A 25,482-nucleotide genomic window follows, 5' to 3' on the forward strand; every position below is an offset into this window, starting at 1 on the left:
GACTGTGCCGGTGTGAGCGAGTACACACGAGCCGAACAGCATCCTATAGGAAATTGGGTCTTCACGACCCAGGCGGTGGAGGTCGGTTCGTGAGATTCATGCGCGTCGGGCCGGTGGGACGGGAACGCCCCGTGCTGTACGTCGATGGGCGGCACTTCGACCTCTCGTCACTCACCGTCGACATCGACGGCGAGTTCCTTGCCGGCGACGGCGTTCGGCGGGCCCGCGAGGCCACCGACCTGCCCGAGATCGACGTCACCGGGCAGCGGGTCGGCGCACCGGTCGCCCGGCCGGGGGTGGTGCTCTGCGTCGGGCAGAACTACGCCGCGCACGCCGCCGAGTCCGGTGCCACGCCACCGACCGAGCCGATCATCTTCTACAAGGCGCCCAACACCGTCGTCGGCCCGTACGACGAGGTCCTCATCCCGCGCGGATCGACGAAGACCGACTGGGAGGTGGAACTGGCGGTGGTGATCGGCCGAACGGCCCGCTACCTCGCCTCGCCGGCCGACGCCCTCGGGCACATCGCCGGGTACGTGCTGTCCAACGACGTCTCCGAGCGGGACTTCCAACTGGCGGTCTCCGGCGGCCAGTGGTCCAAGGGCAAGTCCTGTGAGACGTTCCAACCGCTCGGCCCGTGGCTGGTCACCGCCGACGAGATCGGCGACCCGCAGGCGCTGCGGCTGCGCTCCTGGGTCAACGGCGAGCCCCGCCAGGACTCCAGCACCAAGGACATGATCTTCGACGTGGCGTACCTGGTCTGGCACCTGTCCCAGTACACCGTCCTGGACCCGGGCGACGTCATCAACACCGGCACCCCGCAGGGAGTGGCACTCTCCGGCCGATTCCCGTACCTGGCCGGCGGCGACGTGATGGAGGTCGAGATCGACGGCCTCGGTCGGCAGCGCAACACGCTCCGGGACGCCTGATGCGGTGCGACGGTCTGGTGGCGGTGGTGACCGGAGGTGGCTCGGGGATCGGTCTCGCTTGCGTGCGGGCGTTCGTCGCCGCCGGCGCCCGGGTTGGTGTCCTGGACCTGGAGCTGTCCGGGCTGCCGGAGGCACCCGGGGTGCTCGGCGTCCAGGCGGACGTGGCCGACCGGTCCTCCCTCACCGCGGCCGTCGCCTCGGTCGCGGAGACGTTCGGCGGCATCGACATCCTGGTGAACAACGCCGCCATCTCGGCCGTGGGCACCGTGGAGGAGAACGACGACGAGCAGTGGAGCCGGGTGCTCGACGTCAACGTCTCCGGTGTGGCCCGAACCAGCGCCGTCGCCCTGCCGTACCTGCGCCGGTCGTCGTCCGCGGCGATCGTCAACATCTCCTCGATCGCCGCGACCACCGGTCTGCCCAAACGCGCCCTCTATTCGGCGTCGAAGGGCGCCGTGCACGCCCTCACCCTCGCCATGGCCGCCGACCTGGTGACGGCAGGCGTCCGGGTCAACTGTGTCGCCCCCGGCACCGTCGACACACCCTGGGTGGCCCGCCTGCTCGCCGGTGCGGCCGACCCGACGGCGGAGAAGCGGCAGTTGGCCGCCCGGCAGCCGACCGGCCGCCTGGTGACCGCCGACGAGGTGGCCGCCACAGTCGTCTACCTGGCCTCGCCCGCGACCAGGTCGGTGACCGGCTCGTCGCTGCCGGTGGATGGCGGCATGTCCGGCCTGCGCCTGCCCGCCCCCGTCCGGCCCGTGGCCAATCCTGCCGAATCGGGCGCGTGACATGATTGCGGCATGGGGAAACAGCAGGACGTCGGCGCGTCCGACCGTCACCGCGCGTCCGGCACCACCGCCCACCGTCCGATCGGTGGCAGCGCTGACGCTCGGCTCGCCATCGCTCAGGACCCCACGACGCCACACATGACCCTCATCGACCTGGCGTCCGACCCGTCGGTCCTGGTCCGCAAGGCGGTCGCCTCTCGGGTCGACGCACCCGCGCAGGCCCTGCGACCGCTCACCCGCGACCATGATCGTCAGGTCCGGGAGGCCGTGGCGAGGAACCCCTCCGCGTCGATCGCCAACCTCATGCGCCTGGTCAAGGACGCCGACCGGTGGGTCCGCTGGGCCGTCGCCGGCAATCCGGCCTGCGACGAGTCGATCCGCCAGGTCATGTCGAAGACCTCGGACAAGGAGCTTCGCGGGCTCCTCGCGGAAAGTCGTCAACTGGAGCCGGAGCTGGCCGCCAAGCTGATCGACGATGTGTCACCCGAGGTGCGGGAACGACTCGGCACGCACACCCACGACCCCGACGTGATCGACGCCCTGCTGGCCGATCGCACCGCACGCGTACGCAAGGGGGTCGCCCGCAACCCGCGGACCACCGCCGCGCAGCGCAGCGCGCTCGCCGTGGACCCGGTGGTCGATGTCCGCGCCGCGCTGGTGCGGGCGGTCGAGCTGAGCGAGGCGGACCTCGCCCGCCTGGTCGACGACCGCGCGGTGCAGGTCCGACTGGCGATGGCGACGTCCGACGTCGTTCCGCCGCACATCCGGGAGACGCTCACCCGCGACGCCGACGAGATGGTGGCCAGCGCGGCACGGGACTACCGCCCGGGGTCGGGCAACGCCTCCGCGGTGCGGGCGCCCCGCATCGCGCACCGACCGTCCGCCGCCGGCACGAGTCGATCGAGCGGCGGCACCTCGCACTAGCGCGACGATCGTCGCCTCCCGGTGACCCGTGCCTGCGGCCGGCGGGTCGCCTCCCGTCGCCTTTCAGGTCGTTCAGAGCGACCGGAGTGATGAGTTGTCGCATCCGCGCCCGTCATACCTACGACAGGACATGACGAGGCGGAAGGATGACGTGATGAGTGCGGACACGCGGCTGCAGGAGCTGGGCGTGAGCGGTCTGGGCGAGGTCGACGAGCCGGCGTTCTCGGGGCTGGCGCAGCGGCACCGGCGGGAACTGCACGTGCACTGCTACCGGATGCTCGGCTCGTTCGAGGACGCCGAGGACACCGTGCAGGAGACATTCCTGCGTGCCTGGCGACGGCGGGAGACCTTCGAGGGGCGGTCGACGTTCCGGGCCTGGCTGTACCGAATCGCCACCAACGCCTGCCTGGACCTGCTCGCCAAGCGCCGCCCGGAGCCGGCGACCGGCGGCGAGGTGCTGTGGTTGCAGCCCTACCCGGACCGGTTGCTCGACGAGCTGCCCGCTGGCGACGCGGACGAGCCGGAGACCGTCGCCGTCGCGCGGGAGACGATCGAGCTGGCGTACCTGGTCGCGGTCCAGCACCTCGCACCGCGTCCACGAGCCGTGCTGATCCTGCGGGACGTGCTCGGCTGGCCCGCCAGGGACGTCGCGGAGCTGCTCGGTGACTCGGTCAACTCGGTCAACAGTGCCTTGCAGCGGGCTCGCGCCGGCATGCGGGAGCACCTGCCCGCCGAGCGGCAGGACTGGACCGGCGGCGACGAGGACGCCGGCACCCGCGAGCTGGTGCGGCGCTTCACCGACGCCAGCGTGGCCACGAACGTCGACGCGCTCGCCGCCATGCTGCGCGACGACGTCCGCTATTCGATGCCGCCCACGCCGGGCCTGTACGTCGGCCGCGACGCGGTGGTGAACAGCTGGGTGGAGGACGGCTTCGATGGCATGAAGGGCCTGCGGGCGGTCCCCACCTCGGTGAACCGCCAGCCCGCCGTCGCCTTCTACCACTGGCGGGAGCAGGAGGGCGCGTACCTGCCGTTGACGATCGACGTCCTGCGCATCACCGGCGGCGCGATCACCGAGGTCTTCATCTTCCACGGCGACCAGTTCCCGCGGCTCGGGCTGCCGGAACGCCTGCCGGCGGACGGCACGGAGTAGTCCCGGTGCGGACGCTCACCCTGCCCGGCGGCGCGCGTGCCGAGGTGGTCGCGGCGGAGTGGCACGACGCGTTCGGCGTGGTCACCAGCGGGCGGGTGCAGTTGGAGCTGCGCGACGGTGAACCCGGGCCGGTCCTCGGGCGCGACGCCGGCTTCTGGCTGCGCGGCACCGGCGTCCGTGCGCTGTGCAACCCCGACCGTCGCACGGCGCGAGTGCGGGTCTTCACGCCCGGTGCCGTCACACCTCAGCCACCACATCCGGTACGACAGCCTCCGTCTGAAGGAGACGACATGAACAGCATGAAGGACACCGGGATCGTCGCCGGCCCGGCATCGGGCCCAATCCGCCACACCCACCGATTCCGTGGGCTCGCCGGCACCGGCGTGATCGCGACGGTCGCGGCGGTGGTGAGCACCACCCTCGCCGCCGCGCTGGCCCGGGCCGCCGGTGTCGATTTCGAGATCCCCGATGGTGGCGAGGTGATTCCGTTGTCCGGGATCGCGGTGGTGACCGGCTTCTTCTCGGTGGTGGGTGTCGTCATCGCCGTGGCGCTGCTCCGGTGGAGTGCTCGGCCCGCGGACCGGTTCGTGTGGACGGCGGTGGCCCTGACCGTGCTCTCGCTGGTCCCGCCCCTCATCGCCGGGGGGAACGCGGCCACCGTCACCGCCCTGGTCGGGCTGCACGTCGTCGCCGCGGCGGTGATGATTCCCGTCCTGGCACGAAGCCTCCGTGCCCGGACCGACCGACGCTGACAGTCTCTCTCGAGCGGGTGGGTGGTCACTCCGGTGGCCGCCCGCCCGGGTACGCAGGATGGCCGTTACGTATTCACATGTGTCATCCCGATTCCTCCTAGGCTACGTATGCCCCGCTTCTGGGCATACGTCGTCAAGGGAGGATCAGCAGTGCGAATCAGGAGATCAAGGTCCACGATCGGTGCGATGGCTGTGGCGACAGTGGTCGTCATCGCGGGGGGAGCGTTCGCCGGCAGCACGGCGAGCGCCGCCGAGCCCTCTCCGTTCACCGTCGTGAACGGGGCGATCCGTACGGCCACCGGCACCCCTGTCCCCGCCTCCGGCACGCACGCCTCGCTCTGGAGCAACTCCAGCTACGCCAGCACCAGCATCAGCGGCTCCGGGCGAGTGCTGATCGGAGCCATCGGGGACAACTGCCAGGGCTGGCCCACCGTCCGGGTGACGGTCGACGGTGTCGACGTCGGCCAGACCACGATCGTCAGCGCGACCAGTTACGGCACCTATCCGGTCGGCGCTGCGGTCGGCGCCGGCCAGCACACGGTGCGGATCCAGCTCGTCAACGACTTCCGGGTCGGCTCCTGCGACCGCAACGTCCACATCGCGTCCGCGCGGATGGAGACCGCGGGCACCACCGACCCGACGTTCAGCTTCGCCGTCCTGCCGGACACCCAGCAGGAGGTGCTCAACAGCTCGGACACCCGGTTCCTCAACCGCACGAACTGGTTGGCGCAGAACCGGTCGGCGCTGGACCTGCGCTTCGTGACCTCCTCCGGTGACGTGGTCAACTGGGACACCCCGGACCACGCGCAGTACGTCATCGCCCGTAACGCGATGCGGCCGATCGAGAACGCCGCCATCCCGTACGCGCTGGCTCTGGGCAACCACGACACCCAGGCGACCGGCGTCGGCGGCTCCGCCCGCGACCCCGCCCGCACCCGCGAACTCATCCGCGACACCAGCGTGTTCAACCAGTACTTCACCGTCAGTCAGTACCGCGCGGTCAGAGGGCAGTTCGAGGCCGGCAAGGTCGACAACTCGTACTCGACCTTCACGGCCGGTGGCGTGCAGTGGATGGTGCTGACCCTGGAACTCTGGCCCCGGGTCGCGGCCGTGAACTGGGCCAGGAGCGTCGTCGCCGCCAACCCCCGGCACAACGTCATCGTGGTCACCCACGACTACATCGACGGCAACGGCGCAATCGAGCAGAGTGCCGGGTACGGCGCGACGAGCCCGCAGTACCTCTTCGACAACCTGGTCAAGCAGTACACCAACATCCGGTTCGTCTTCTCCGGCCACACGGGCATCGCCGCCAACCGGGTCGACACCGGGGTCAACGGCAACAAGATCTACTCGTTCCTCCAGACGTTCCACTCCAACAGCACGAACCCGGTGCGCCTGGTCGAGGTCGACACCGCCGCCAACTCGCTGCGGACCTGGATCTACGCGCCGTACACGAACCGGTCGTTCACCGAGTACGACAGGTCGTTCACGGGTATCGGCGTGGTCCGCTGAGGCGTACCCCCTGGGCTCTGGCTGGGTGATCGACTCGGCTTCACGGATGTCGGGGTGTCCGGGGTGATCCGAAACCGCGACATCCGGAAGGCCGAGTCGATCATGGGGTGACCGGTCAGCGGATGGTCGCCCCGCGGTCGGGCTCGCCGGTCTGCTCCCACAGTGACTTCATCTCGTCGAACGCCTGCCCCATCAGCTGCACCATGGCCTGCCGGGCGCGCTCACCGTCGCGCCGCTGGATCGCCTGGGCAACGTCGGCGTGCATCTGGAGGGCCTGCTGATGCGGGTGGTGCGGCATGAGGTGGTGCTTGTGCCGGCCGGTGAGCACCTCCGCGACCAGCTCCTGGAGCCGGAGGAACATCTCGTTGCCGGAGGCGAGCAGGACGCGCCGGTGAAACTCGATGTCGAGGTGCAGGAAGCGCTCCTCGTCCCCGGCCTCGCCGGCCGCCCACATCTTCGCCGCCAGCCCGACGAGGTCGCTCGCCTCGTCACGGCCGATCCGGCTGGCGGCCAGATAGGCCGCGTGCGGTTCGACGGCGGTGCGTAGCTCGGTTATCGAGCGGAGCTGGGCCATCCGGCCGGCCGAGGCGAGACGCCAACGGATCACCTGCGGATCGAAGACGTTCCACGCGCTCGCCGGTCGGATCATCACCCCCACCCGTCGGCGCGCCTCGATGAATCCGATCGAGGCCAGCACCCGTAGCACCTCGCGGACGACCGAGCGGGACACGGCGTACCGGTCGACCAGCTCGTCGATGTTGAGGACCGAACCGGGTGCCAACTCGCCGCCGCAGATGGCGGTGCCGAGGTGGTCGAGGACGCGCGCGTGCAGCCCGGACTCGGCGGGACGGGCCGGAACGGCTGCAACCTCTGGTGAGGACGGTTCCACTCAAAGATCATATCATTTGCATCTACCTCTTGAGGTAATCAGCTTTTTCGGCCTAGCATCCGGATGTTAAGCGGATGTAACGCCGAGGTAGTTGTCCTCTCGGGGGCGGCGACCACGACAGAAGGAGAGACAAGCGTGCGACGTCGATCGATAATCGGCACTTCTCTGGCTGTGGTGGTGGCCGCCGTGAGCCTGACCGCCTGCGGCGGCGACGGCGGCGGCGAGGACTCGAAGACCGTTCGCGTGACACTGGTCAACCACGTGTGGACAGAGAACATCAAGAAGGTCCTGCCGGAGTTCGAGAAGCAGTCGGGCCTCACCGTCGAAGTCACCCAGCTCGGTGAGGACCAGCTCTCCGACCAGTACAACGTCAAGCTGAACGCCGGGTCCGACGACCTCGACGTGATGATGTACCGGCCCCTTCAGGAGGGGAAGCTGTTCGGCAAGAACAAGTACCTCGCCGACCTGAGCAAGGATGCCGAGTCCGACAGCGCCTTCGAGATCGGTGACTTCCAGGCCGGGCCGATGCAGGCGACGACCTATGAGGACAAGGTGGTCGGGGTGCCGATCATCACCGAGCAGGAGGTCCTCTACTACCGCAAGGACCTGCTGACGAAGTCGGGCTTCACCGCGCCGCCCAAGACCCTCGACGAGCTCAAGGCGCAGGCCGCGAAGATCGAGGCCGACAACCCGGGCGTCGCCGGCTTCGTCGCTCGTACCGGCAAGGCCGCCGCCGTCACGCAGTTCTCCAGCTTCCTCTTCAGCTTCGGCGGCGACTTCGTGGACGCCAGCGGGAAGGCCAGTGTCAACACCGAGCAGGCCAAGCAGGCGTACGCCTACTACGGCGGCCTTCTGCGGGAGCACGGCCCCGAGAACATCAGCACCGACATGAGCTGGTCGGAGGCGATGGCGATCTTCACGCAGGGCAAGGCCGCCTTCTACACCGAGGCCAACTCGCTCTACAAGAACGCCACCGACCCGACCAAGTCCAAGGTCGTCGACACCGTCGGCTTCGCCGCCTTCCCGGCCGGCCCGGCCGGATCGAAGCCGTACAACACCCCGTCCTGGGCGCTCGGCGTGAACGACAGCTCGGAGAACAAGGACAACGCCTGGAAGTTCATCCAGTGGGCGGCCGGCAAGGAGCAGGCGCTGGCGCAGCAGACGGCCGGCGTACCCGGTGCCCGCACCTCGGTCTGGGCGAACCCGGCGGGTACCGCCTCCTACCCGAAGGACCTCGCCGAGGCCAACACGGTCAGCACCGCCAACGGGGTCGGGCACGACCGTCCGCTGGTGGTCAAGGTGGCCCAGGCGCGGGAGATCGTCGGACAGCCGATCGTCGACGCGATCACCGGCAAGGACGCCGCCAGCTCGGCGGACACGGCGAACGCGGCGTTCCAGAAGTTCCTCGACGACGAGGCGAAGTAGCCCGACCGCCGGGCGGCGGGGCCGACGGGCTCCGCCGCCCCGCCGGGACCTGACCCGCGAACCCGGAGACCCCTCATGTCAGCCGTCATCACCCCCCGCACCGACACGCCCGAGGCCGCTACGGCACCCCCGCAAGACTCCGCCTGGTCACGGTGGGCCAACGAACACCGCAAGTGGCTCTTCGCGGCACCCGCCATGGCGTTCGTCGCCGTGCTGATCATCTTCCCGGTGGCGTGGACCGGGTACCTGAGCCTGACCGACGCCGAGGGTTCGGTGCGCGCCGACTTCGAGTTCATCGGCGTCCAGAACTACCTCGACGTGCTCACCGACACCGACCGGTTCTGGCCGGCGGTCTGGCGTACGGTTCTCTTCACCGGCGTCGTCCTGTTCTTCGAGGTCATTCTCGGCATGGCGATCGCCCTGCTGCTGTGGCGGCCTTTCCGCGGTGAGAAGTGGGTCCGCGTCGCGATCCTCCTGCCGCTGGTGGCCACTCCGGTGGCGGTCGGCATGATGTGGCGCCTGATCTTCGACCCCAACATCGGGATGGCGAACCAACTGCTCGGCTGGATCGGCATCGGCCCCCAGCCCTGGCTGGCCGGGCAGCACTCGGCCCTGCCGACGACGATGTTCATCGACATCTGGCAGTGGACGCCGATGGTCGTGCTGATCCTGCTCGCCGGGCTCACCTCGCTCTCCGACGAGCCCCAGGAGGCGGCCCGGATCGACGGCGCCAGCAGTTGGCAGCGGTTCCGGCACGTCACCCTCCCGCTGCTGATGCCCACGGTGATCGTCGCCATCCTGCTGCGCGGCATCGACGCGCTGAAGACGTTCGACATCCTCTACGCCACCAAGGGGCGCGGTGGCGGGTCCTTCCACGAGGTCGAGACCCTCAACGTCTACGCGTACGGCCTCAGCTTCGACTACAACGACTACGGCGTCTCGTCGACAGTCCTCATCATCTTCTTCCTGATCATCATCGGGGTGATGTGGGCCCTCACCTATCGCAAGAAGGGGCTGGGCCGATGAAGCCGAGCAAGCCGTACCGGGTGTTCCGCAACTCGGCTCTCGTCGTCGTGGTGTTCGCGCTGATGGCACCGCTGCTCTGGATGATCGCCGCGTCGTTCAAGACCAACGTGGACATCTACGACACGGCCAAGGCGTTCGTCTTCTCGCCCAGCCTGAAGAACTACGAGACCGTTCTCCAGCAGGCGAACTACCTCGAGTTCATCGGCAACAGCCTCTGGGTGGCGTTCGCGGCCACCACGCTCTCGCTCCTGCTCGGGGTGCCCGCCGCGTACTCGATGAGCCGGTTCACCATGAAGAAGTCCGCGCTCGTCGTGCTCATGGCCCGGGTCATCCCCGGCGTCTCGCTCCTGGTGCCCTGGTACTACGTCTTCTCGAACCTGAAGATGGTCGGCGGCTTCACCGTGCTGATCCTGAGCCACATGTTCGTGTCGCTGCCGCTGATCGTCTACATCATGATGGGTTACTTCGACGGCCTGCCGACCGAGTTGGAAGAAGCGGCGCTGGTCGACGGGCTGACCCACATCGGCGCGTTCCGGCGGATCACCCTGCCGCTGTCGGTGCCCGGCGTCGCGACCGCCGGCATCCTCTCCTTCATCTTCTCCTGGAACAACTTCATGTTCGCCCTGGTGCTCTCCGGCGCCGACACCAAGACGCTGCCCGTCGCGATCTTCGACTTCGTCGGCTACGCCAGCATCGACTGGGGCGGCCTGATGGCCGCCGCGACGGTGGTCACCCTGCCGATCATGCTGATCGCCCTGTTCGTGCAGAAGTACGTCGTCTCCGGCCTCACCGCCGGTGCCACGAAGGGCTGACCGGGACATGACGACGATCGCGAAGGTGGAGACGTTCCTGGTCGCGCCGCGTTGGCTGTTCGTCCGGATCGAGACGGAGTCCGGCATCGTCGGCTGGGGCGAGGCGACCTGCGAGGGCCGGTCCGAGACCGTGCGCACGGCCGTCCACCAACTCAGCGAGCTGCTCACGGGACGTGACGCGCTGCGCATCGAGGACCACTGGCAGGTGCTGACCAAGGGGTCCTTCTACCGGGGTGGCCCGATCCTGGCCAGCGCGGTGTCCGGTCTGGACCAGGCGCTCTGGGACATCGCCGGCAAGCACTACGGGGCCCCCGTGCACCAGCTCCTCGGCGGGCCGGTCCGGGACCGGATCCGGGTCTACGGCTGGATCGGTGGTGACGAGCCCGCCGAGATTCGCGACCAGATCAGCGCCCGGATCGAGGCGGGCCTGACCGCCGTGAAGATGAACGCGTCCGGGCGGATGGGCGCGCTCGCCTCGGTCGCCGACCTCGACGCGGTGGTGCAGCGGGTGGCCGTCGCCCGGGAGGTCCTCGGTGACGACCGAGACGTGGCGGTGGACTTCCACGGTCGGTTCACGGTCGCCAACGTCCGGCGGGTCGCCCCGCTGCTGGAGCCGTACCGGCCAATCTTTCTCGAAGAGCCGGTGGTGCCGGAGAACTCGCATCTGATCGGTGAGGTCGTCCGCAGCACCACCATCCCCGTCTCGACGGGGGAGCGGCTCTACAGCCGGCAGGAGTTCCTGCCCGTCCTGCAGGCCGGCATCGCCGTGGCCCAGCCGGACCTCGCGCACGCCGGCGGCATCACCGAGGTTCGCAAGATCGCCACGTTGGCCGAGGTGTACGACGTGCAGCTCGCCCCGCACTGCCCGCTCGGGCCGATCGCCCTCGCCGCCTGCCTCCAGGTCGGTTTCGCCACACCCAACTTCCTGATCCAGGAGCAGAGCATCGGCATCCACTACAACCAGGGTGCCGAGGTGCTCGACTACTGCCTCGACCAGACTCCGCTGACCTTCGTCGACGGGTACGTGAAGAAGTTGACCGCGCCCGGTCTCGGCATCGAGATCGACGAACACGCGGTGCGGACCGCGGACAAGCGCGGGCACGCCTGGCGCAGCCCGACCTGGCGGCACCCCGACGGCTCCTACGCGGAGTGGTGAGACCCCGACCGGCGAGAACGAAAGGCACCCCGTGAAGATCGTCGCAGCAGACATCATCGTGACCAGCCCCGACCGGAACTTCGTCACCCTCAAGATCACCACTGATGAGGGCATCACCGGTCTGGGCGACGCCACGCTCAACGGCCGCGAGCTCTCCGTCGCCTCGTACCTGCGCGACCACGTCGCCCCACTGCTGATGGGACGGGACCCGCACCGGATCGAGGACACCTGGCAGTTCCTGTACCGCTCGGCGTACTGGCGTCGGGGTCCGGTCACCATGGCGGCCATCGCCGCGGTGGACGTCGCGCTGTGGGACATCTTGGCCAAGGCCGCCGGCATGCCGCTGTACCAACTGCTCGGTGGTGCGTCCCGCACCGGGATCATGGCGTACGGGCACGCGTCGGGGCGGGACATCCCCGAGCTGTTCGACTCGATCCGCAGCCACCTCGACGAGGGCTTCCGGTCGATCCGGGTGCAGACCGCGGTGCCGGGGATCAACGCGGTCTACGGCGTGGCCGCGCAACCCAGCGCCACCGGCCAGCGCTACGACTACGAGCCCGCGCAGCGCACCCCGCTGCCCGCCGAGGAGGACTGGGACACCCGCGCGTACCTGCGCCACCTACCGTCGGTCTTCGAGGCGGTGCGCGGCGAGTTCGGCCCGGAGTTGCCGCTGCTGCACGACGGTCACCACCGGATGACGCCGATCCAGGCCGCCAAGCTCGGCAAGGCCCTCGAACCGTACGACCTGTTCTGGCTGGAGGACTGCACCCCGGCCGAGAACCAGGAGGCGCTGCGGCTGGTCCGCCAGCACACCACCACCCCGCTGGCCATCGGTGAGGTCTTCAACACCGTCTGGGACTACCAGACCCTGATCCGGGAGCAGTTGATCGACTACGTCCGGTCCGCCGTCACCCACACCGGCGGCATCACCGCGATGCGCAAGCTGCTCGACTTCGCCGCCCAGTACCAGATCAAGTCGGGCATCCACGGCCCGACCGACATCTCCCCGGTGGGGATGGCCGCGGCCCTGCACCTGGACCTGGCCATCCACAACTTCGGGATCCAGGAGTACATGAAGCACACCCCGTTGGCCAACGAGGTGTTCCGGCAGTCGTTCACCTTCACCGACGGCTACCTGCATCCGGGCGACCAGCCGGGGCTCGGGGTGGAGCTCGACGAGGAGGCGGCGGCCCGGTTCCCGTACGAGCCGGCGTACCTGCCGTTCAACCGGCTCAAGGACGGCACGGTCCATGACTGGTGAGCCGGGTGGCCGGCACGTGGTGGTGATGGGCGTCTCCGGGTCCGGCAAGACCACTGTGGCACGTGGGATCGGGGCGGCGACCGGGCTGACGTTCGCCGAGGCGGACGAGTTCCACTCCCCGCAGAACGTGGCGCGGATGCGCTCCGGCGTACCGCTGGACGACACCGCCCGGTGGCCCTGGCTGGCAGACATCGCCGGGTGGATCGCCGACCGCGGCGCGGAGGGCAGCTCGACGGTGTTGGCCTGCTCGGCCTTGCGGCGGTCGTACCGGGACGTGCTCCGCCAGGGCGCGCCGCGGGTGGACTTCGTGCACCTCAACGGGCCCGCGGAGGTCATCCGGGAGCGAATGGCGCGACGCGAGGGGCACTACATGCCGGCGAGTCTGCTGGAGTCGCAGCTCGCCACGCTCGAACCGGCCGAGCCGGACGAGTCGGTGCTCGTGCTCGACGTCTCGCTCCCGCCGCGAGCCCTGGTCGCGATAGCCGTCAGGAGGCTCGGCCTGCCCATCTGGACTGCGGCGGGGGAGCGGTAGCCGAGGCGGATGCGGACCGTCGACGCCGGCCCCTGCCGTCCACGGCAAGGCGGCCGGCGTCACCGCACTCCGGCGGCTGCGGCTGGCCGAGGGCATGTTAGGTTAGCCTGCCCTCACCTAGTGGAGTCTGCCGCCATGCCCCCATTGATCCGAGCATGACAGTCGCCGAGATCAGCGGGAGCGTGGTGCTCCGCCGCGCTCTGCGCCGACAGCGCCGCCGGGTGGTGCTCGGTATCGTGCTGCTCTGCGCCCACCAGGCCACCGAGGCCCTCGTACCGGTTGCCATCGGCGTGATCATCGACCGGGCGGTGGCCACCGGGGACGTCGCCGCGCTGCTGCTCTCCCTCGCCGGCCTCGCCGCCCTGTTCACCGCCCTCGCCTTCGCCTACCGCGCCGGCGCCCGGCTCGCCTACGCCGCCGTCGAACACGAGGCGCACGCGACCCGCGTCGAGATCGTCCGAAGCGCCCTCGACCCGCGCGGACACCGCTCGGGTCTGCGCGATGGCGAACTGCTGTCCGTCACGGCCTCCGACGCTGAGCTGTCCGCACTGGTCGTACGCGTCGCCGGGCTCACCGCCGCGGCGCTCACCGCGATCGTGGTCGCGGCCGTCGCGTTGCTCGTCGTCGACGTGCCCCTCGGGCTCGGGGTGCTCGTCGGCGTACCGCTGCTGGTCGTCGCCCTCCAGCGGATGGCGCCGTTGCTCACCCGGCGCAGCACGTCGCAGCAGGAGGCCCTCGCGGCCACGACGGCACTCGCCGTCGACCTCGTCACCGGGCTGCGTGTGCTACGCGGCATCGGCGCGCAGGACCACGCCGCCCGACGGTACGCGGGCACCAGCCGGCACGCCCTCGACGTGACCCTCCGCGCCGCCACCACCAAGGGCCTGCACCTCGGCCTCACCACCATGGTCAACGGACTCTTCCTCGCGACGGTCGCCGGTGTCGCGGGCTGGCTCGCGCTCCAGGGTCGGCTCACCATCGGCGAACTCGTCGCCGTCGTCGGGCTGGCCCAGTTCATCGCCGAGCCGGTGCAGACGCTCGGGTACTGCGTACAACTGTTCGCCATGGCCCGCGCCTCGGCGGCGCGGGTCGCGCGGGTCCTCGGCGCGGCGCCGGTCCTTGCGCCGGGCGACGCCGGACCGCCCACCCCGAGCCCGTCCCGGCTTGCCCTCGATGCGGTCTCGCACGCCGGCCTCGACGCCGTCAGCCTGCACGTCCGCGCCGGTGAGATCGTGGGCGTGCTCGCCTACGACCCGAGCGAGGCCGAAGCGCTTGTCGCGCTGCTGGCCGGCCGGGTGCACCACGCCGACTACCGGGGGACGCTGTACGTCGACGCCGTACCCGTCGAGGACCTGCACATCGACGCCGCTCGCGCCGTGGTCCTGGTGGAGCCACACGACGTGGCGCTGTTCGAGGGCACCCTGCGCGCCAACCTCAGCGCCGATGCCCAGGTCGACGACACGGTCCTGCGGGCCGCCGTGCGGGCCGCCGCCGCCGAGGACGTGCTCACCGCACACCCGGACGGTTTCGACCGCCGGCTCACCGAGCGGGGAGCGAACCTGTCCGGCGGCCAGCGGCAGCGGATCGGGCTCGCCCGTGCGCTCGTCGCCGATCCACCCGTGCTGGTGCTGCACAACCCCACCACCGCCGTCGACGCGGTGACCGAGGCGCTGCTCGCCGAAGGGCTGGCCTCGGTACGCGCGGCGGACACCCGCGCCACGGTGCTGATCACCACCAGCCCGGCCCTGCTGCACGTCACGCACCGGGTCGCCGTGATCGACAAGGGTCGGGTCGTCGCCGAGGGGCCGCACGAGCGGTTGCTCGCCAGCGACACCCGCTACCGGGAAGAGGTCCTGCGATGACCGACCCGTCGACCGCGAGCGGCCGGCAGTTGCTGCCGACGGCCACCGGCCGGCAGACCTGGGCCGCCCTCCGGATCGAACTGTCCCGCCTGCCGCTGCTCAGCGCCGTCGCCGGCACGTTGCTGGTCGCCGCGTCCGCGACCGGGCTCGTCGCGCCGTGGGTGCTCGGTCGCCTCGTCGACGACGTCATCGCCGGCACCGACACACCGCAGGTCGTGACCTGGGCGGGCGTGATCGCCGGTGCGGCGGTGCTCGCGGGGCTCCTCACCGCGGCCGGAGCCGCGGTCTCCGCACGTCTCGGCGAGACGGTGCTGGCCCGGCTCCGGGAGCGGGTCCTCGACCGTGCGCTGCACCTGCCGTCGGCCACCCTGGAACGAGCCGGGACCGGCGACCTGGTGGCCCGGGCCGGCGACGACGTGGCGGTGGTGACGAACGTGATCGCCACCAGCGGCCCCGCCTTCCTCGGCGCGACGCTGTCCATCGTGTTGACCGCGCTGGGGCTCTTCGCCCTCGACTGGCGGCTCGGCATCGCCGGGCTGGCCGCCGCACCGGCGTACGCGCTGGCGCTGCGGTGGTACCTCACACGCTCGGCGCCGTACTACGCCCGTGAGCGGGTGGCGACGGGCGAGCGTACGCAGGCGACGGCCGAGGCGCTGCGCGGCGCGGCGACGGTACGCGCCTACCGGATGGAGGACGCGAACGTCGCCCGGATCGCGGCTCGCTCCGGCGTCGCCCGCGACCTGTCGCTGGAGATCTTCGGCCTGTTCACCCGGTTCGGGCTGCGCATCAACAGGTCCGAGTTCGTGGGGCTGGCCGCCGTGCTGCTCGCCGGCTTCCTGCTGGTCCGCGAGGACCTGTCGACCGTCGGCGCGGCGACCACCGCCGCCCTCTACTTCCACCGCCTCTTCAACCCCATCGGCCTGCTGCTGTTCGAGTCGGACTCGGTGCTCCAGGCCGGCGCGAGCCTCGCCCGGCTCGTCGGGGTGACCACACTGCCGGACACCGCGTCGCCCGACGGTCGCCGGCCGGCCCGTCCGGAGCGGCCCGAGCCCGCGGCGCTGGAGGTGACCGTCGCGCAACACCGCTACGACGACGGACCGGTCGTGCTGCGGGACGTCGCCCTACGTCTCACGCCCGGGGAGCGCGTGGCGCTGGTCGGCGCGAGCGGCGCGGGCAAGAGCACCCTCGCCGGCATCATCGCCGGCATCGTCGAGCCCAGCCAGGGTTCGGTGCGCCTGCGCGGCGTGCCGTTGGCCCACCTCGGCGAACACCAGCTCCGGCGGGAGATCGCGCTGATCAGCCAGGAGGTGCACGTGTTCGCCGGACCGCTCGCCGAGGACCTGCGCCTGGCCGACCCGGACGCCACCGACGCCGAGCTGACCCGCGCCCTCGACCTCGTCGGCGCCACCGGGTGGCTGCGTACCCTGCCGGACGGGCTGGCGACCGCGGTGGGAGAGGGCGGCCGGCAGCTCACCGCGGCGCAGGCCCAGCATCTCGCGCTGGCCCGCCTGGTTCTCGCCGACCCCGCCGTCGCGGTCCTCGACGAGGCCACCGCGGAGGCGGGCAGCGCGGGCGCGCGCGACCTCGACCGGGCCGCCGTGGCGGCCACCGAGGGCCGTACCACGTTGGTCGTCGCCCACCGGCTCAGCCAGGCGGCCACCGCGGACCGCATCGTCGTCCTGGACCAGGGTCGCGTCGCCGAGCACGGCACGCACGCCGAGCTGCTCGCGGCCGGTGGCGGCTACAGCAACCTGTGGCGGTCCTGGCGTACGCCCGAACCGGTGCCGCCGCCGGCCCGGAAGAGCACCGAGCGGATCCTGGACCACGGTCACCCGAATGTGGGAGCCCCGGGAACTTTTCCGGACCCGCCGGCGACAACCAGAGTGCGCGGCTGACCGGCGGCGTCCCGACGACGGCCTCTCGGCCGAAAAGGAGCGCCCGTGGCACACAGGACGGTGGTCTGTGCGGACCGGCGGCGTTGACGACGCCCAGGTCACCCGGTGGGCGCAGGAGGCGGGCCAGGGCGACCGGCAGGCCGCGACGGCGTTCATCCGGGCCCTCCAGGACCAGGTCTGGCGGTTCCTGTCGCATCTCGCCGGGCCGGGTGAGGCGGACGACCTGACCCAGGAGACGTTCCTGCGGGCATTGCGCAACCTCCCCGGCTTCGCCGGCCGCTCGTCGGCCCGCACGTGGGTGTTCACGATCGCCCGACGGGTCGCCGTCGACCATGTGCGCACGGCGGTGGCCCGGCCGAGGCTGGCGTCCGTGCCGGACTGGCAGGCGGCGGCCGAGGCCGCCGGGGCGATCACCGCCGGGGCCGACGAGAGCGTGACGGTGCACCAGCTGATCGCCGGCCTGGCCCGCGAGCGCCGCGAGGCGTTCGTCGCCACCCAGGTGCTCGGCCTGTCGTACGCCGAGGCGGCGGAGATCTGCCAGTGCCCGGTCGGCACGATCCGGTCCCGGGTGGCCCGGGCCCGTGAGGATCTCGCCGCGGCCTGGCAGCTCGACGGCGCCCCGAGCCACGACCGGCGGACAGGCTGAGGGTGGGCACGGTCCGGTCACCGAGGTACGCGTGGATCTGCGCGGTGACCCGGCCTTAGGAGGTCTGGAAGAACCGGCCGAAGTGACGCGGTCGTCTGGCTGGTCGCCTGGCACGGCCCCTCTTCCACATGTGGACTCCCACCACAGACACGTGCCGAGCCGGAGGCCGATTGCACCCGGCCCGCGGCCAATAGTCGGCACCGCCTCACAGGGCGTCCCGACGGACGCCGACAGGGCCGGCCCGGTCCCCTGTGGTGCGGGAACCGAACCGGCCCTGTCCGGTCTCGTCGGATCACCCCAGGCGGGCCTCAATGGCCTCGATGATGCGCGGACGAAGCTCGGCGGCGCGGATCACGGCGTCCACCGAGCCGACCTCGACGGCGCGGTGGATGTTGTGCACCCGGTCGAACTCCGCGGCCACCTCGCTGAGTTTCTCCGCGCGCACCGAGGACCGCAGCTCGTCGAGTTCCGCGGTCAGCGCGGCGCGTTCGGTGCCGCTGGCGGCCGCGACACCGGCCTCCAGGTCCCGCACCCGCGGGTCGGCAGCCGTACGAGCGTTGACGTCGGCGGAGAACACCACAGCGGCGGCGGGTGCGCCACCGAGCACCGAGGCGAACGAGCCCTCCAGCGCCAGCACCGTCATGTTCGGGTTCAGCGCCTTCGAGAACACCACGAATGCGCCGCCGTGGTAGCGCGAGATCACGCAGAAGACGATGGGCCCCCGGAAGTTCACGATCGCCCGGCCGATCTCGGCGCCGTACTCCAGTTGCAGCTTGCGCATCGACTCCGGTGAACCGTCGAAGCCGGACAGGTTCGCCAGCACGACGAGCGGCCGGTTGCCGCTGGCCGCGTTGATCGCCCGCGCGGCCTTCTTCGACGAGCGGGGGAACAGCGTGCCCGCCGTGTAGGTGTCCGGACCGTCGGTGGGCGGGAAGCCGTGCCGGGGCACCGACCGGGACTCGATGCCGAGCAGGCAGACCGGGATTCCACCGAGGTGGACGTCCTGCACGACGGCGGTGTCCGCGTCCGCCATGCCGGCCCAGCGCTCCAGCACCGGGTGGTCCTGGTCGGAGAGGGCCCGCATCACCGTACGGATGTCGAACGGCTTCTTGCGGTCCGGGTTGGACTCGACGGAGAAGATCTCCCCGACGGTGGCGAAGGCGCTGCCCGCCACGTCGTGCGGGAAGCCGGAGATGTCGCGGTCGGCCGGGTCGGTGGTGACCGCCCGCCGGGGCGCGTCCTCGCCGGGCGCGACGTAGGAGTGGTCGTAGTGCGCCATCACCACGTCGCGTGCGGCCGTCAGATTCGGCGCCCAGTACTGCGCCTGCCCGTTCGGCCCCATCACCCGGTCGTAGCCGCCGATGCCGAAGTTGTCCTCAGCGGACACACCACCGGAGAAGTCGAGCGACTGCTTGCCGGTGAGCACCATCGCCGAGTCGGGCGTCATCACCAGGATGCCCTTGGTGTGCATGAGCATCGTCGCCTCGGCGTTCCAGTACGGCTGCGCGCCGACGTTGATGCCCGCGACCACGATGTTGATCTCACCGCCGGCCTGGGTGAACTCGACGATCCGCTTGAGCGCCGCGGCGACCCAGTCCATGTTCTCCGTACCGGAGGTCATCGAGATCCGGGCGCCGGCGGACAGCGCCCACCACTCCAACGGCACCTGCATCCGCTCGGCCAGGTCCAGTGCGGCGATCACGCGCCGGCACTCCGGCTCCGACAGGGCGCCCAGCGACTTCGTCGGGTCGCCGAGCAGCACCACCCGGGTGACCCCCTGGGGGTAGCGCTCGGTCGGCGTCGTGACGACCCCGGCCACGATGGCGGCGCTGTTGCGCCCCTTCGGCCGGTCCACCGGCACCAGCGCGTGGTCGTCGTCGAGGTCGTGCTCGACGAAGTCGCCGAGCCGGCCGGTCAGCTCGTACGGGTACACGGTGTTGCGGCTGCTGGCCCGCAGCACCTTGAGCCGGTACTCGTCGAGCGGCTCGAGCGGCTCGACCGGCGGCTCCCCGACGGCCAGTTCGGCACCGCCCGCGGCGTCGAACGAGATCCGTACGGCGATCTTGGAAAGCTCGCCGGTCCGGCGGTCGCGCTGGCGCGCGATGAACAGGATCTCCTCCAGGCCGGCACCCGTGGTCGTCGGGCGGACCCGCCCGGCGATCATCTCCATCTCCTCGCGGGTCAGCTCGCTCGGCGGCCACACGTAGACCACGATCCGGTTGGTGTTGAAGCGCGTCTTCGACGGCCGCCGCGACTGGGCGCGCCGGATCGAGTCGAGGCAGGCGGCGATGGCGTCCTCGGCCGTCGGCAGCGCGACCAGGCGGCCGTCCTGCTCGCGAAGCTCGGTCAGGTCACGCACCTGCGCGAACGCGACGAGGCGCTCGTCGGCGCGGTTCTCCCGGGCCACGCACTGGAAGAGGTAGACCTCCTCGTCCGACGACGGCAGCCGGGTCAGGTCGAACTTGTGCAGCCGCTCCAGCTGCATCCGCTGCGCGATGTACGGGTGCAGCCCACGGATCAGCCGGTCCTCGGTCAGCTGGGCGCCGGACGGACGGAAGGTGAAGTGGTGGTGCATCACCGCCCCGCCGCGACCCGCGACGGTGGTGGTGACCCGACGGACCTGCGGCGGCAGCGGGTGCGCGGTGATGACCTCGGCCAGCGCGGCTGCCATCGCGTCGAAGTCCTCCGGCTGGTTCTCCCAGCCGAGGTAGATGTCGGCGTCCACGGCGTCCTCGCCGCCGGCCAGCTCGGCCAGCCCGCGCAGGGCGCTGCCCAGCGCGTCGAAGCTGACCGCGGCGGAGACCACGCTGGAGTCGGTGCGCCCGGCGACCACGAACGTGCAGCCCGCGACCTCGCGGGTGAGCACGCCGGTGAGCGACCGGTTGCCGTAGTACCGCCGGGTCAGCACCTCCAACATGACGGCGTTGTCGAGGTGGTCGCGGACGAGTCGCTGGCCGAGCAGCCGGACCAGCGGTTCGGTGCTGCGCACCATCGCGGCGACGCGCTCGGCGCGGTCCGGGGCGTCCGGGTGCGCGTCGAGGTGCCGCAGGTGCCCACGAACCTCGGCGTAGACGCGGGCGCGGTTGCGGCGCAGCAGCGGTTGGGCGAACCAGGCGAACACCACGCCCCGGGCGAGGTCCGCGACCACGGGGAAGCGGACCTGCGTCGCGGCGATCAGCCGCTCCAGCGCGAGGCCGGCCGGCTCGCGCAGCGTCTCGTCCGGCGGGGTCTCCAGCAGCCAGGCGCGCAACAGCGCCGCGACGACCTGCGCGTCCGCGGAGGCGCGCTGCTGGGCGAGGAAGATCCGGAAGACGGCGGCCTCGAGGGCGGGGGTGCGGTCCAGGTCGGTGACGCCGTACCGGCCGAGGGCCTTGCCGAGCCGGGTCTGGAAGGCGTCCGGCAGCCCGGCCCGCTCGACGTCGAGGCTCTGCAGGTAGGTGTGGAAGTACTCCCGGGCACTGTGGACGTGCGCGGCGCCGCCGTCCTCGCCCGTCGGCCGGTTGCGGCTCAGTTCGGCGAGATCGGCGAACACCTCGATGAGGTCGAGTTCGGCGGCCAGGGGTCGCTGCCCGGCTTCGGCGGCCGTCCGCCGCGCGGTGAGGTAATCGTCGAGCACCCGGCGGTCGTCGTGCGGATCGACGTCGAAGCCGAGCAGCAGACCCCGCAGGTCCTCCTGGCCGCGCCTGCTGCGCTCGTACGCCGGGATGTCCGTGGCGGCGGTGGGCAGGTCCAGTTCGACGGTTTCGGTGCTGGCGTCGTCGGCGGTCTGCTCGGCGTCGTCCGCGAGCGGCTCCAGGCGCAGCAGCGGCGCACCGGCCTCCACCTGACTGCCCACCGAGACGGCGCACTCCTTGAGCCGCGCCCTGAACGGCGCCCGCAGCACCGTCTCCATCTTCATCGCTTCCAGCACCAGCACCGGCGCGCCCGCCTCGACCTCAGCGCCGACCTCCAGCGGAGTGGCGACGACCAGCGCGGGCATCGGGGAGCGCAGGACGCCACCCTCGTCCCGGCTGACCCGGTGCGTCACGCCGTCCACCTCGACCAGGTGGGTCGGCCCGTACGTGCCGGTGAGCAGGCGGTAGCGGATGCCGTTGACGACGATCTGACCGGTGTGCCGGTCGAAGCGGTCGAGCTCGACGTCGGCGGTGCGTACGACGGGGCCGGTCTCGATGCCGACCCGGAACCGGTGCGCGCCGACCCGCGCCACGCGGGTGCGGTAGCCGACGCCGCGCAGCTTGAGGTCCAACGGTCGGCCGCTGGCGTGCTGCACCTGCGGGCGCCCGCCGGCGGCCGTCGACAGCAGCCGCTGACGCTCGACGCGCTCCTCCTCCTCGTACGCCTCGATGGCGGCGGCGGCCAGGGCGACGGCGGAGTGGCGGTGCGTGACGAGGCGGCCCTCCGCGCGGACGCGGTCGATCCACCCGGTGTCCGCGCTGGCGTCGATCACCTCGGGCTGGTCGAGCAGGTCGAGCACGAAGCTCTTGTTCGTGGCCCCACCCTCGATGATCACCGTGGTGTTCGCCATCGCCCGCCGCAGCCTGCCGAGGGCCTCGTCGCGGTCCCGGCCGTACGCGATGATCTTCGCGATCATCGAGTCGAAGTCGGCGGGGATGGTGTCACCCTCGCTGACGCCGGTGTCCACCCGGATGCCGGGGCCGCTGGGCAGGTCCAGCCGGGCGATGCGGCCGGGGGACGGCGCGAAGTCGCGGTCGGGGTCCTCGGCGTTGAGCCGGGCCTCGATGGCGTGCCCGCGCTCGGCCGGCGGCGCACCGTCGAGCCGCCCGCCAGAGGCGACGTGCAGCTGCGCCTTGACCAGGTCGAACCCGGTGGTCAGCTCGGTGATCGGGTGCTCGACCTGGAGGCGGGTGTTGACCTCCAGGAACGCGAACAACCGGTCACCGGGGTGGTAGAGGAACTCGACCGTCGCCGCGCCGCGGTAGCCGACCGCCACGGCCAGACGCTCGGCCGACGTCTTCAGCTCGGCGGCCTGCGCCGGGTCGAGCACCGGCGACGCCGACTCCTCGATGACCTTCTGGTTGCGTCGCTGCACCGAGCAGTCGCGGACGCCGAGGGCCCACGCGGTGCCCTGCCCGTCGGCGATCACCTGGACCTCGACGTGCCGGGCCCCGGTGACCAGGCGCTCCAGGAAAACGATGCCGCTGCCGAAGGCCCGTGCCGCCTCCTGACTGGTGCGCTCGTACGCGTCGACCAGCTCGGCTTCGTTCCTGATCACGCGGATGCCGCGTCCGCCACCGCCGGCGGTCGCCTTCAGCATCAGCGGGTAGCCGATGTCGGCCGCCGCCGACCGGGCGGCGGCGAGGGTTTCGACGGCGCCTCGGCTCCACGGCGCGACCGGCACGCCGACCTTCTCGGCGATCAACTTCGAGCCGATCTTGTCGCCGAGTTGACGCATGGCGTCGGCGCTCGGGCCGACGAAGGTGACGCCGATCTTCTCGCACAGCTCGGCGAACGCCGGATCCTCGGCGACGAAGCCCCAGCCGACCCACGCGGCGTCGGCCCCGGTCTCGGTCAGAGCGCGCTCCAGCACCGCCAGGTTGAGGTACGGGCGGGCGGAGGCCGGGCCGAGGTCGTAGGCGATGTCCGCTTCGCGGACGAAGGTGGCGTTGCGGTCGACATCGGTGTAGAGGGCGACGGTTTCGAGCTGGATGCCGGTCTCCGCGGCCAGCTCGCGGACCGCGTGGATGAGCCGCATGGCGGCTTCACCACGGTTGACGATGGCGACACGGTTGAACACCCGAAGAACCCCTTAGCTAGACCTCGACCTGCGTGCGGGGAGACGACGGCTCCCAGCAGTGATCACCTTTCCGGGTGGCGGCGGCCAGCGCTATGGCGCAACCACCGAACCCACTGTCCCTCAGTTGTAGGAAGTCGACAAAACTTTTTGGCACCCCCGGGGCTGCGTCGATCGGCTCCGGCCGCCCCGGCAGTTGATCAAGACGGTGCGGACGATTCACGCCCGCAGCCTCCCGTGTCCACCCCCGGGTGATCGGCTGACCAGGAAGATCATCGCCGGTCCGGTCGACAACCGGCCCGGCCCGACCCTCCCGGCCCAGGCCCGGAACGCACCACGAAAGGAGCGGCAATGAGGTCACCGCACCTCGTACGCCCACGTCTGGCGCTGCTGCTCGCGGCGGGACTCACCGCGGTCGCCACGCCGGCAGGCGTCGCCCACGCCGCGACCGCCACGGTACCGCCGGCTGGCACTCCGATCACCATGACCTCGACCGAGCAGCTCGCCCCGGGCGTCACGTACGGCTCGTTCGAGGTGACAACGCCCCGGGGCGTCACCGTCGGCTACCTGCTCACCGCCGACCTGCAGAAGAACAAGGTCTCCCTGGACCTGCTGCACCCCGACGCGGTGGCGCAGCGCGCTGTCGTCTCGGCGATGGCGAACGAGCAGGGTGCCGTCGCCGGCGTCAACGGCGACTTCGTCAACAACAGTGAGACGCACGCCGGCGTCACTCCCACCTACTCGTCGTCCGGTCCGGAGATCGCCGACGGTGAGGAGTTGACGTTCGCGGTGCCGACCGCGCAGCGCTTCGGCCCCGGCCTGGCCCCGGCACCTCGACCCGGGACGTGTTCGGCGTCGGGGTGAACGGCAAGGCGCGCGTCGACACCCTGAGCCTGGACGGCGAGGTGCGCAGTCGGCAGGCACTGATCGGTCCACCCCGCTTGGATTCGCCCCGTCCGGCCTCACCGGGCGGGGCGAATCCGCGTACCCGAGACTGTCGGCCCGGGTCGGATAATGAGCCCGACCGAAGGGGCCTGATGACGATTCTCGACAGCCGTGCGCTCAACCGTGCGACGCTCGCCCGGCAACTGCTGCTCGACCGCGCCGACCTGCCGGTGCTCGACGCCGTCGCCCACCTCGGCGGCCTACAGGCCCAGGAGCCGCAGGAGCCGTTCATCGGGCTGTGGTCGCGGCTGCGCGCGTTCGACCCGGCGGTGCTCTCCGACCTGCTGACCCGGCGACACGTGGTGCGTACCCACCTCATGCGCCGCACCGTCCACCTGCTCGTCGCCGACGACGTCGTGGCCTGGCGCACCCGTCACGACGCCATGCTGCGCCAACGCGTGCTCGGGGTCTACCGCGGCGAGCTCGACGGGGTGGACCTCGACGAACTCGCCGCTGCCGCGCTCGCTGTGATGGCCGACGGTGAGCCCCGCTCGATGCCCGAGATCGGGCGGGCGCTCGGCGAGCGCTGGCCGACGCCGGGGCTGCGGGTGCTGGGCGAGATCGCTGTCGCGCTGCTCCCGATGACGCAGGTCCCGCCGCGTGGGGTGTGGCGGGCGAAGGGAGGCGCCCGTTACGTCCTGCTCTCCGCCTGGCTCGGCCGGGACGTCGCTCCGCCGGCCGCGACCGGGGTCGACGAGGTCGACCGGCTGCTCGTCCGCCGCTACCTGGCCGCGTTCGGCCCGGCGGCCACGGCCGACCTGCGCGCCTGGTGCGGTCTCGCCGGGCTGCCGGCGGTGGTGACCGGCATGCGGGACGAGCTGGTGACCTTTCGCGACGAGCGTGGCCGCAAGCTCATCGACCTTGCCGACGCGCCGCGCCCCGACCCGGACACACCCGCCCCGGTGCGGTTCCTGCCGGCGTTCGACAACGCGATCCTGGGATACGACGACCGCAGCCGGATCATCGACGACGCGCACCGTCTCCTCTCGGTGGCCGGCGAGCGCGTGGTGCTCGTCGACGGCCGGGTCGCGGCGACCTGGACCGTCGAGTCGGGCACGGTGACCGTCAGCCCACTAGGCTGCTTCTCCCGGTCGGAGCGGGATGCCGTGACCGAGCAGGGGCAGGCCGTGGCGTCCTTTCTCTCCGACCGGGAGAGCGACCGGGTCCAGGTCGGTTCGTCTCCCCGGTGACCGACCAGCACGGTCGAACCCGGGGAGACGAAG

The 25,482-nt window shown here is 71.2% G+C and carries 19 protein-coding genes; 17 read left to right on the forward strand and 2 right to left on the reverse strand.

The window, feature by feature from the left end; genetic code table 11:
* Positions 1-89: 89 nt before the first annotated feature.
* From AB0877_RS15405 to AB0877_RS15430, 6 genes are all read left to right on the forward strand, one after another.
* The gene (locus AB0877_RS15405; RefSeq protein WP_366609234.1) at positions 90-929 is read left to right on the forward strand and encodes a fumarylacetoacetate hydrolase family protein; all 840 of its coding nucleotides are present in this window, start codon (positions 90-92) and stop codon (positions 927-929) included.
* Positions 929-1,717 carry an SDR family oxidoreductase gene (locus tag AB0877_RS15410; RefSeq protein ID WP_366609235.1) on the forward strand — a complete coding sequence of 263 codons (789 nt, stop codon included), beginning with the start codon at positions 929-931 and terminating at the stop codon, positions 1,715-1,717. Before AB0877_RS15405 ends, AB0877_RS15410 begins: the two co-directional genes overlap by 1 nt.
* A 12-nt stretch (positions 1,718-1,729) precedes the next feature.
* Positions 1,730-2,641 carry a hypothetical protein gene (locus tag AB0877_RS15415; RefSeq protein WP_366609237.1) on the forward strand — a complete coding sequence of 304 codons (912 nt, stop codon included), beginning with the start codon at positions 1,730-1,732 and terminating at the stop codon, positions 2,639-2,641.
* Positions 2,642-2,795: 154 nt separating this feature from the next.
* Entirely contained in the window at positions 2,796-3,794 is a 999-nt protein-coding gene (locus tag AB0877_RS15420) for an RNA polymerase subunit sigma-70 (protein ID WP_366609238.1), read from the forward strand.
* A gap of 5 nt (positions 3,795-3,799) precedes the next feature.
* A complete protein-coding gene (locus AB0877_RS15425; RefSeq protein ID WP_366609239.1) occupies positions 3,800-4,546 on the forward strand; it encodes a DUF6069 family protein in 747 nt (248 codons plus the stop codon).
* Positions 4,547-4,732: 186 nt separating this feature from the next.
* Positions 4,733-6,058 (forward strand): carbohydrate-binding domain-containing protein, encoded by a 1,326-nt coding sequence (locus AB0877_RS15430; RefSeq protein ID WP_366609241.1) that lies wholly within the window; start codon positions 4,733-4,735, stop codon positions 6,056-6,058.
* Positions 6,059-6,173: 115 nt separating this feature from the next.
* On the opposite strand, the gene AB0877_RS15435 is transcribed toward AB0877_RS15430, so the two are convergent.
* Positions 6,174-6,947: an FCD domain-containing protein gene (locus AB0877_RS15435; RefSeq protein ID WP_366609243.1), complete on the reverse strand. Its 774-nt coding sequence runs from the start codon at positions 6,945-6,947 to the stop codon at positions 6,174-6,176.
* A gap of 186 nt (positions 6,948-7,133) precedes the next feature.
* Between AB0877_RS15435 and AB0877_RS15440 the strand changes: the two genes are divergently transcribed.
* The 9 genes from AB0877_RS15440 to AB0877_RS15480 all read left to right on the forward strand — a co-directional run bounded on the left by AB0877_RS15440 (position 7,134) and on the right by AB0877_RS15480 (position 17,562).
* Positions 7,134-8,372, forward strand: a complete 1,239-nt coding sequence (locus AB0877_RS15440) for a sugar ABC transporter substrate-binding protein (RefSeq protein ID WP_366609244.1) — start codon at positions 7,134-7,136, stop codon at positions 8,370-8,372.
* Between the two features lie 75 nt (positions 8,373-8,447).
* Positions 8,448-9,398: a sugar ABC transporter permease gene (locus AB0877_RS15445; RefSeq protein WP_366609245.1), complete on the forward strand. Its 951-nt coding sequence runs from the start codon at positions 8,448-8,450 to the stop codon at positions 9,396-9,398.
* Positions 9,395-10,210: a carbohydrate ABC transporter permease gene (locus AB0877_RS15450; protein ID WP_366609247.1), complete on the forward strand. Its 816-nt coding sequence runs from the start codon at positions 9,395-9,397 to the stop codon at positions 10,208-10,210. Before AB0877_RS15445 ends, AB0877_RS15450 begins: the two co-directional genes overlap by 4 nt.
* 7 nt (positions 10,211-10,217) lie before the next feature.
* Positions 10,218-11,366: a galactonate dehydratase gene (dgoD, locus tag AB0877_RS15455; protein ID WP_366609248.1), complete on the forward strand. Its 1,149-nt coding sequence runs from the start codon at positions 10,218-10,220 to the stop codon at positions 11,364-11,366.
* A gap of 31 nt (positions 11,367-11,397) precedes the next feature.
* Positions 11,398-12,627, forward strand: a complete 1,230-nt coding sequence (gene manD, locus AB0877_RS15460; protein ID WP_366609249.1) for a D-mannonate dehydratase ManD — start codon at positions 11,398-11,400, stop codon at positions 12,625-12,627.
* Positions 12,617-13,159, forward strand: coding sequence for a gluconokinase (locus AB0877_RS15465; protein ID WP_366609251.1), 543 nt, complete (start codon positions 12,617-12,619; stop codon positions 13,157-13,159). Before manD ends, AB0877_RS15465 begins: the two co-directional genes overlap by 11 nt.
* Positions 13,160-13,314: 155 nt before the next feature.
* Positions 13,315-15,021 carry an ABC transporter ATP-binding protein gene (locus tag AB0877_RS15470; protein ID WP_366609253.1) on the forward strand — a complete coding sequence of 569 codons (1,707 nt, stop codon included), beginning with the start codon at positions 13,315-13,317 and terminating at the stop codon, positions 15,019-15,021.
* Positions 15,018-16,916, forward strand: coding sequence for an ABC transporter ATP-binding protein (locus tag AB0877_RS15475; protein WP_366609254.1), 1,899 nt, complete (start codon positions 15,018-15,020; stop codon positions 16,914-16,916). The genes AB0877_RS15470 and AB0877_RS15475 overlap by 4 nt, the downstream gene beginning before the upstream one ends.
* 67 nt (positions 16,917-16,983) lie before the next feature.
* The gene (locus tag AB0877_RS15480) at positions 16,984-17,562 is read left to right on the forward strand and encodes a sigma-70 family RNA polymerase sigma factor (protein WP_366609256.1); all 579 of its coding nucleotides are present in this window, start codon (positions 16,984-16,986) and stop codon (positions 17,560-17,562) included.
* A 292-nt stretch (positions 17,563-17,854) separates the two neighbouring features.
* Here AB0877_RS15480 and AB0877_RS15485 read toward each other — a convergent pair whose 3' ends face one another.
* The gene (locus tag AB0877_RS15485; protein WP_366609257.1) at positions 17,855-23,317 is read right to left on the reverse strand and encodes a carboxyl transferase domain-containing protein; all 5,463 of its coding nucleotides are present in this window, start codon (positions 23,315-23,317) and stop codon (positions 17,855-17,857) included.
* Between the two features lie 348 nt (positions 23,318-23,665).
* Between AB0877_RS15485 and AB0877_RS15490 the strand changes: the two genes are divergently transcribed.
* On the forward strand, positions 23,666-24,178 hold the full coding sequence (locus AB0877_RS15490) for a hypothetical protein (protein ID WP_366609259.1): 513 nt from the start codon (positions 23,666-23,668) through the stop codon (positions 24,176-24,178).
* Positions 24,179-24,351: 173 nt separating this feature from the next.
* Positions 24,352-25,449 (forward strand): winged helix DNA-binding domain-containing protein, encoded by a 1,098-nt coding sequence (locus AB0877_RS15495; protein WP_366609260.1) that lies wholly within the window; start codon positions 24,352-24,354, stop codon positions 25,447-25,449.
* The last annotated feature ends 33 nt before the right edge of the window (positions 25,450-25,482 follow it).

Source organism: Micromonospora sp. NPDC047644 (assembly GCF_040704315.1).
GTDB lineage: Bacteria > Actinomycetota > Actinomycetes > Mycobacteriales > Micromonosporaceae > Micromonospora.

Excerpts from the sequence above, each read along its gene's own strand:
- AB0877_RS15430 (WP_366609241.1), top strand. The coding sequence starts at position 4,733 with ATGGCTGTGGCGACAGTGGTCGTCATCGCGGGGGGAGCGTTCGCCGGC.
- AB0877_RS15450 (WP_366609247.1), top strand. The coding sequence starts at position 9,395 with ATGAAGCCGAGCAAGCCGTACCGGGTGTTCCGCAACTCGGCTCTCGTC.
- AB0877_RS15470 (WP_366609253.1), top strand. The coding sequence starts at position 13,315 with ATGACAGTCGCCGAGATCAGCGGGAGCGTGGTGCTCCGCCGCGCTCTG.
- AB0877_RS15410 (WP_366609235.1), top strand. The coding sequence starts at position 929 with ATGCGGTGCGACGGTCTGGTGGCGGTGGTGACCGGAGGTGGCTCGGGG.
- dgoD (WP_366609248.1), top strand. The coding sequence starts at position 10,218 with ATGACGACGATCGCGAAGGTGGAGACGTTCCTGGTCGCGCCGCGTTGG.
- AB0877_RS15445 (WP_366609245.1), top strand. The coding sequence starts at position 8,448 with ATGTCAGCCGTCATCACCCCCCGCACCGACACGCCCGAGGCCGCTACG.
- AB0877_RS15465 (WP_366609251.1), top strand. The coding sequence starts at position 12,617 with ATGACTGGTGAGCCGGGTGGCCGGCACGTGGTGGTGATGGGCGTCTCC.
- AB0877_RS15415 (WP_366609237.1), top strand. The coding sequence starts at position 1,730 with ATGGGGAAACAGCAGGACGTCGGCGCGTCCGACCGTCACCGCGCGTCC.
- AB0877_RS15475 (WP_366609254.1), top strand. The coding sequence starts at position 15,018 with ATGACCGACCCGTCGACCGCGAGCGGCCGGCAGTTGCTGCCGACGGCC.
- AB0877_RS15490 (WP_366609259.1), top strand. The coding sequence starts at position 23,666 with ATGAGGTCACCGCACCTCGTACGCCCACGTCTGGCGCTGCTGCTCGCG.
- AB0877_RS15495 (WP_366609260.1), top strand. The coding sequence starts at position 24,352 with ATGACGATTCTCGACAGCCGTGCGCTCAACCGTGCGACGCTCGCCCGG.
- AB0877_RS15420 (WP_366609238.1), top strand. The coding sequence starts at position 2,796 with ATGAGTGCGGACACGCGGCTGCAGGAGCTGGGCGTGAGCGGTCTGGGC.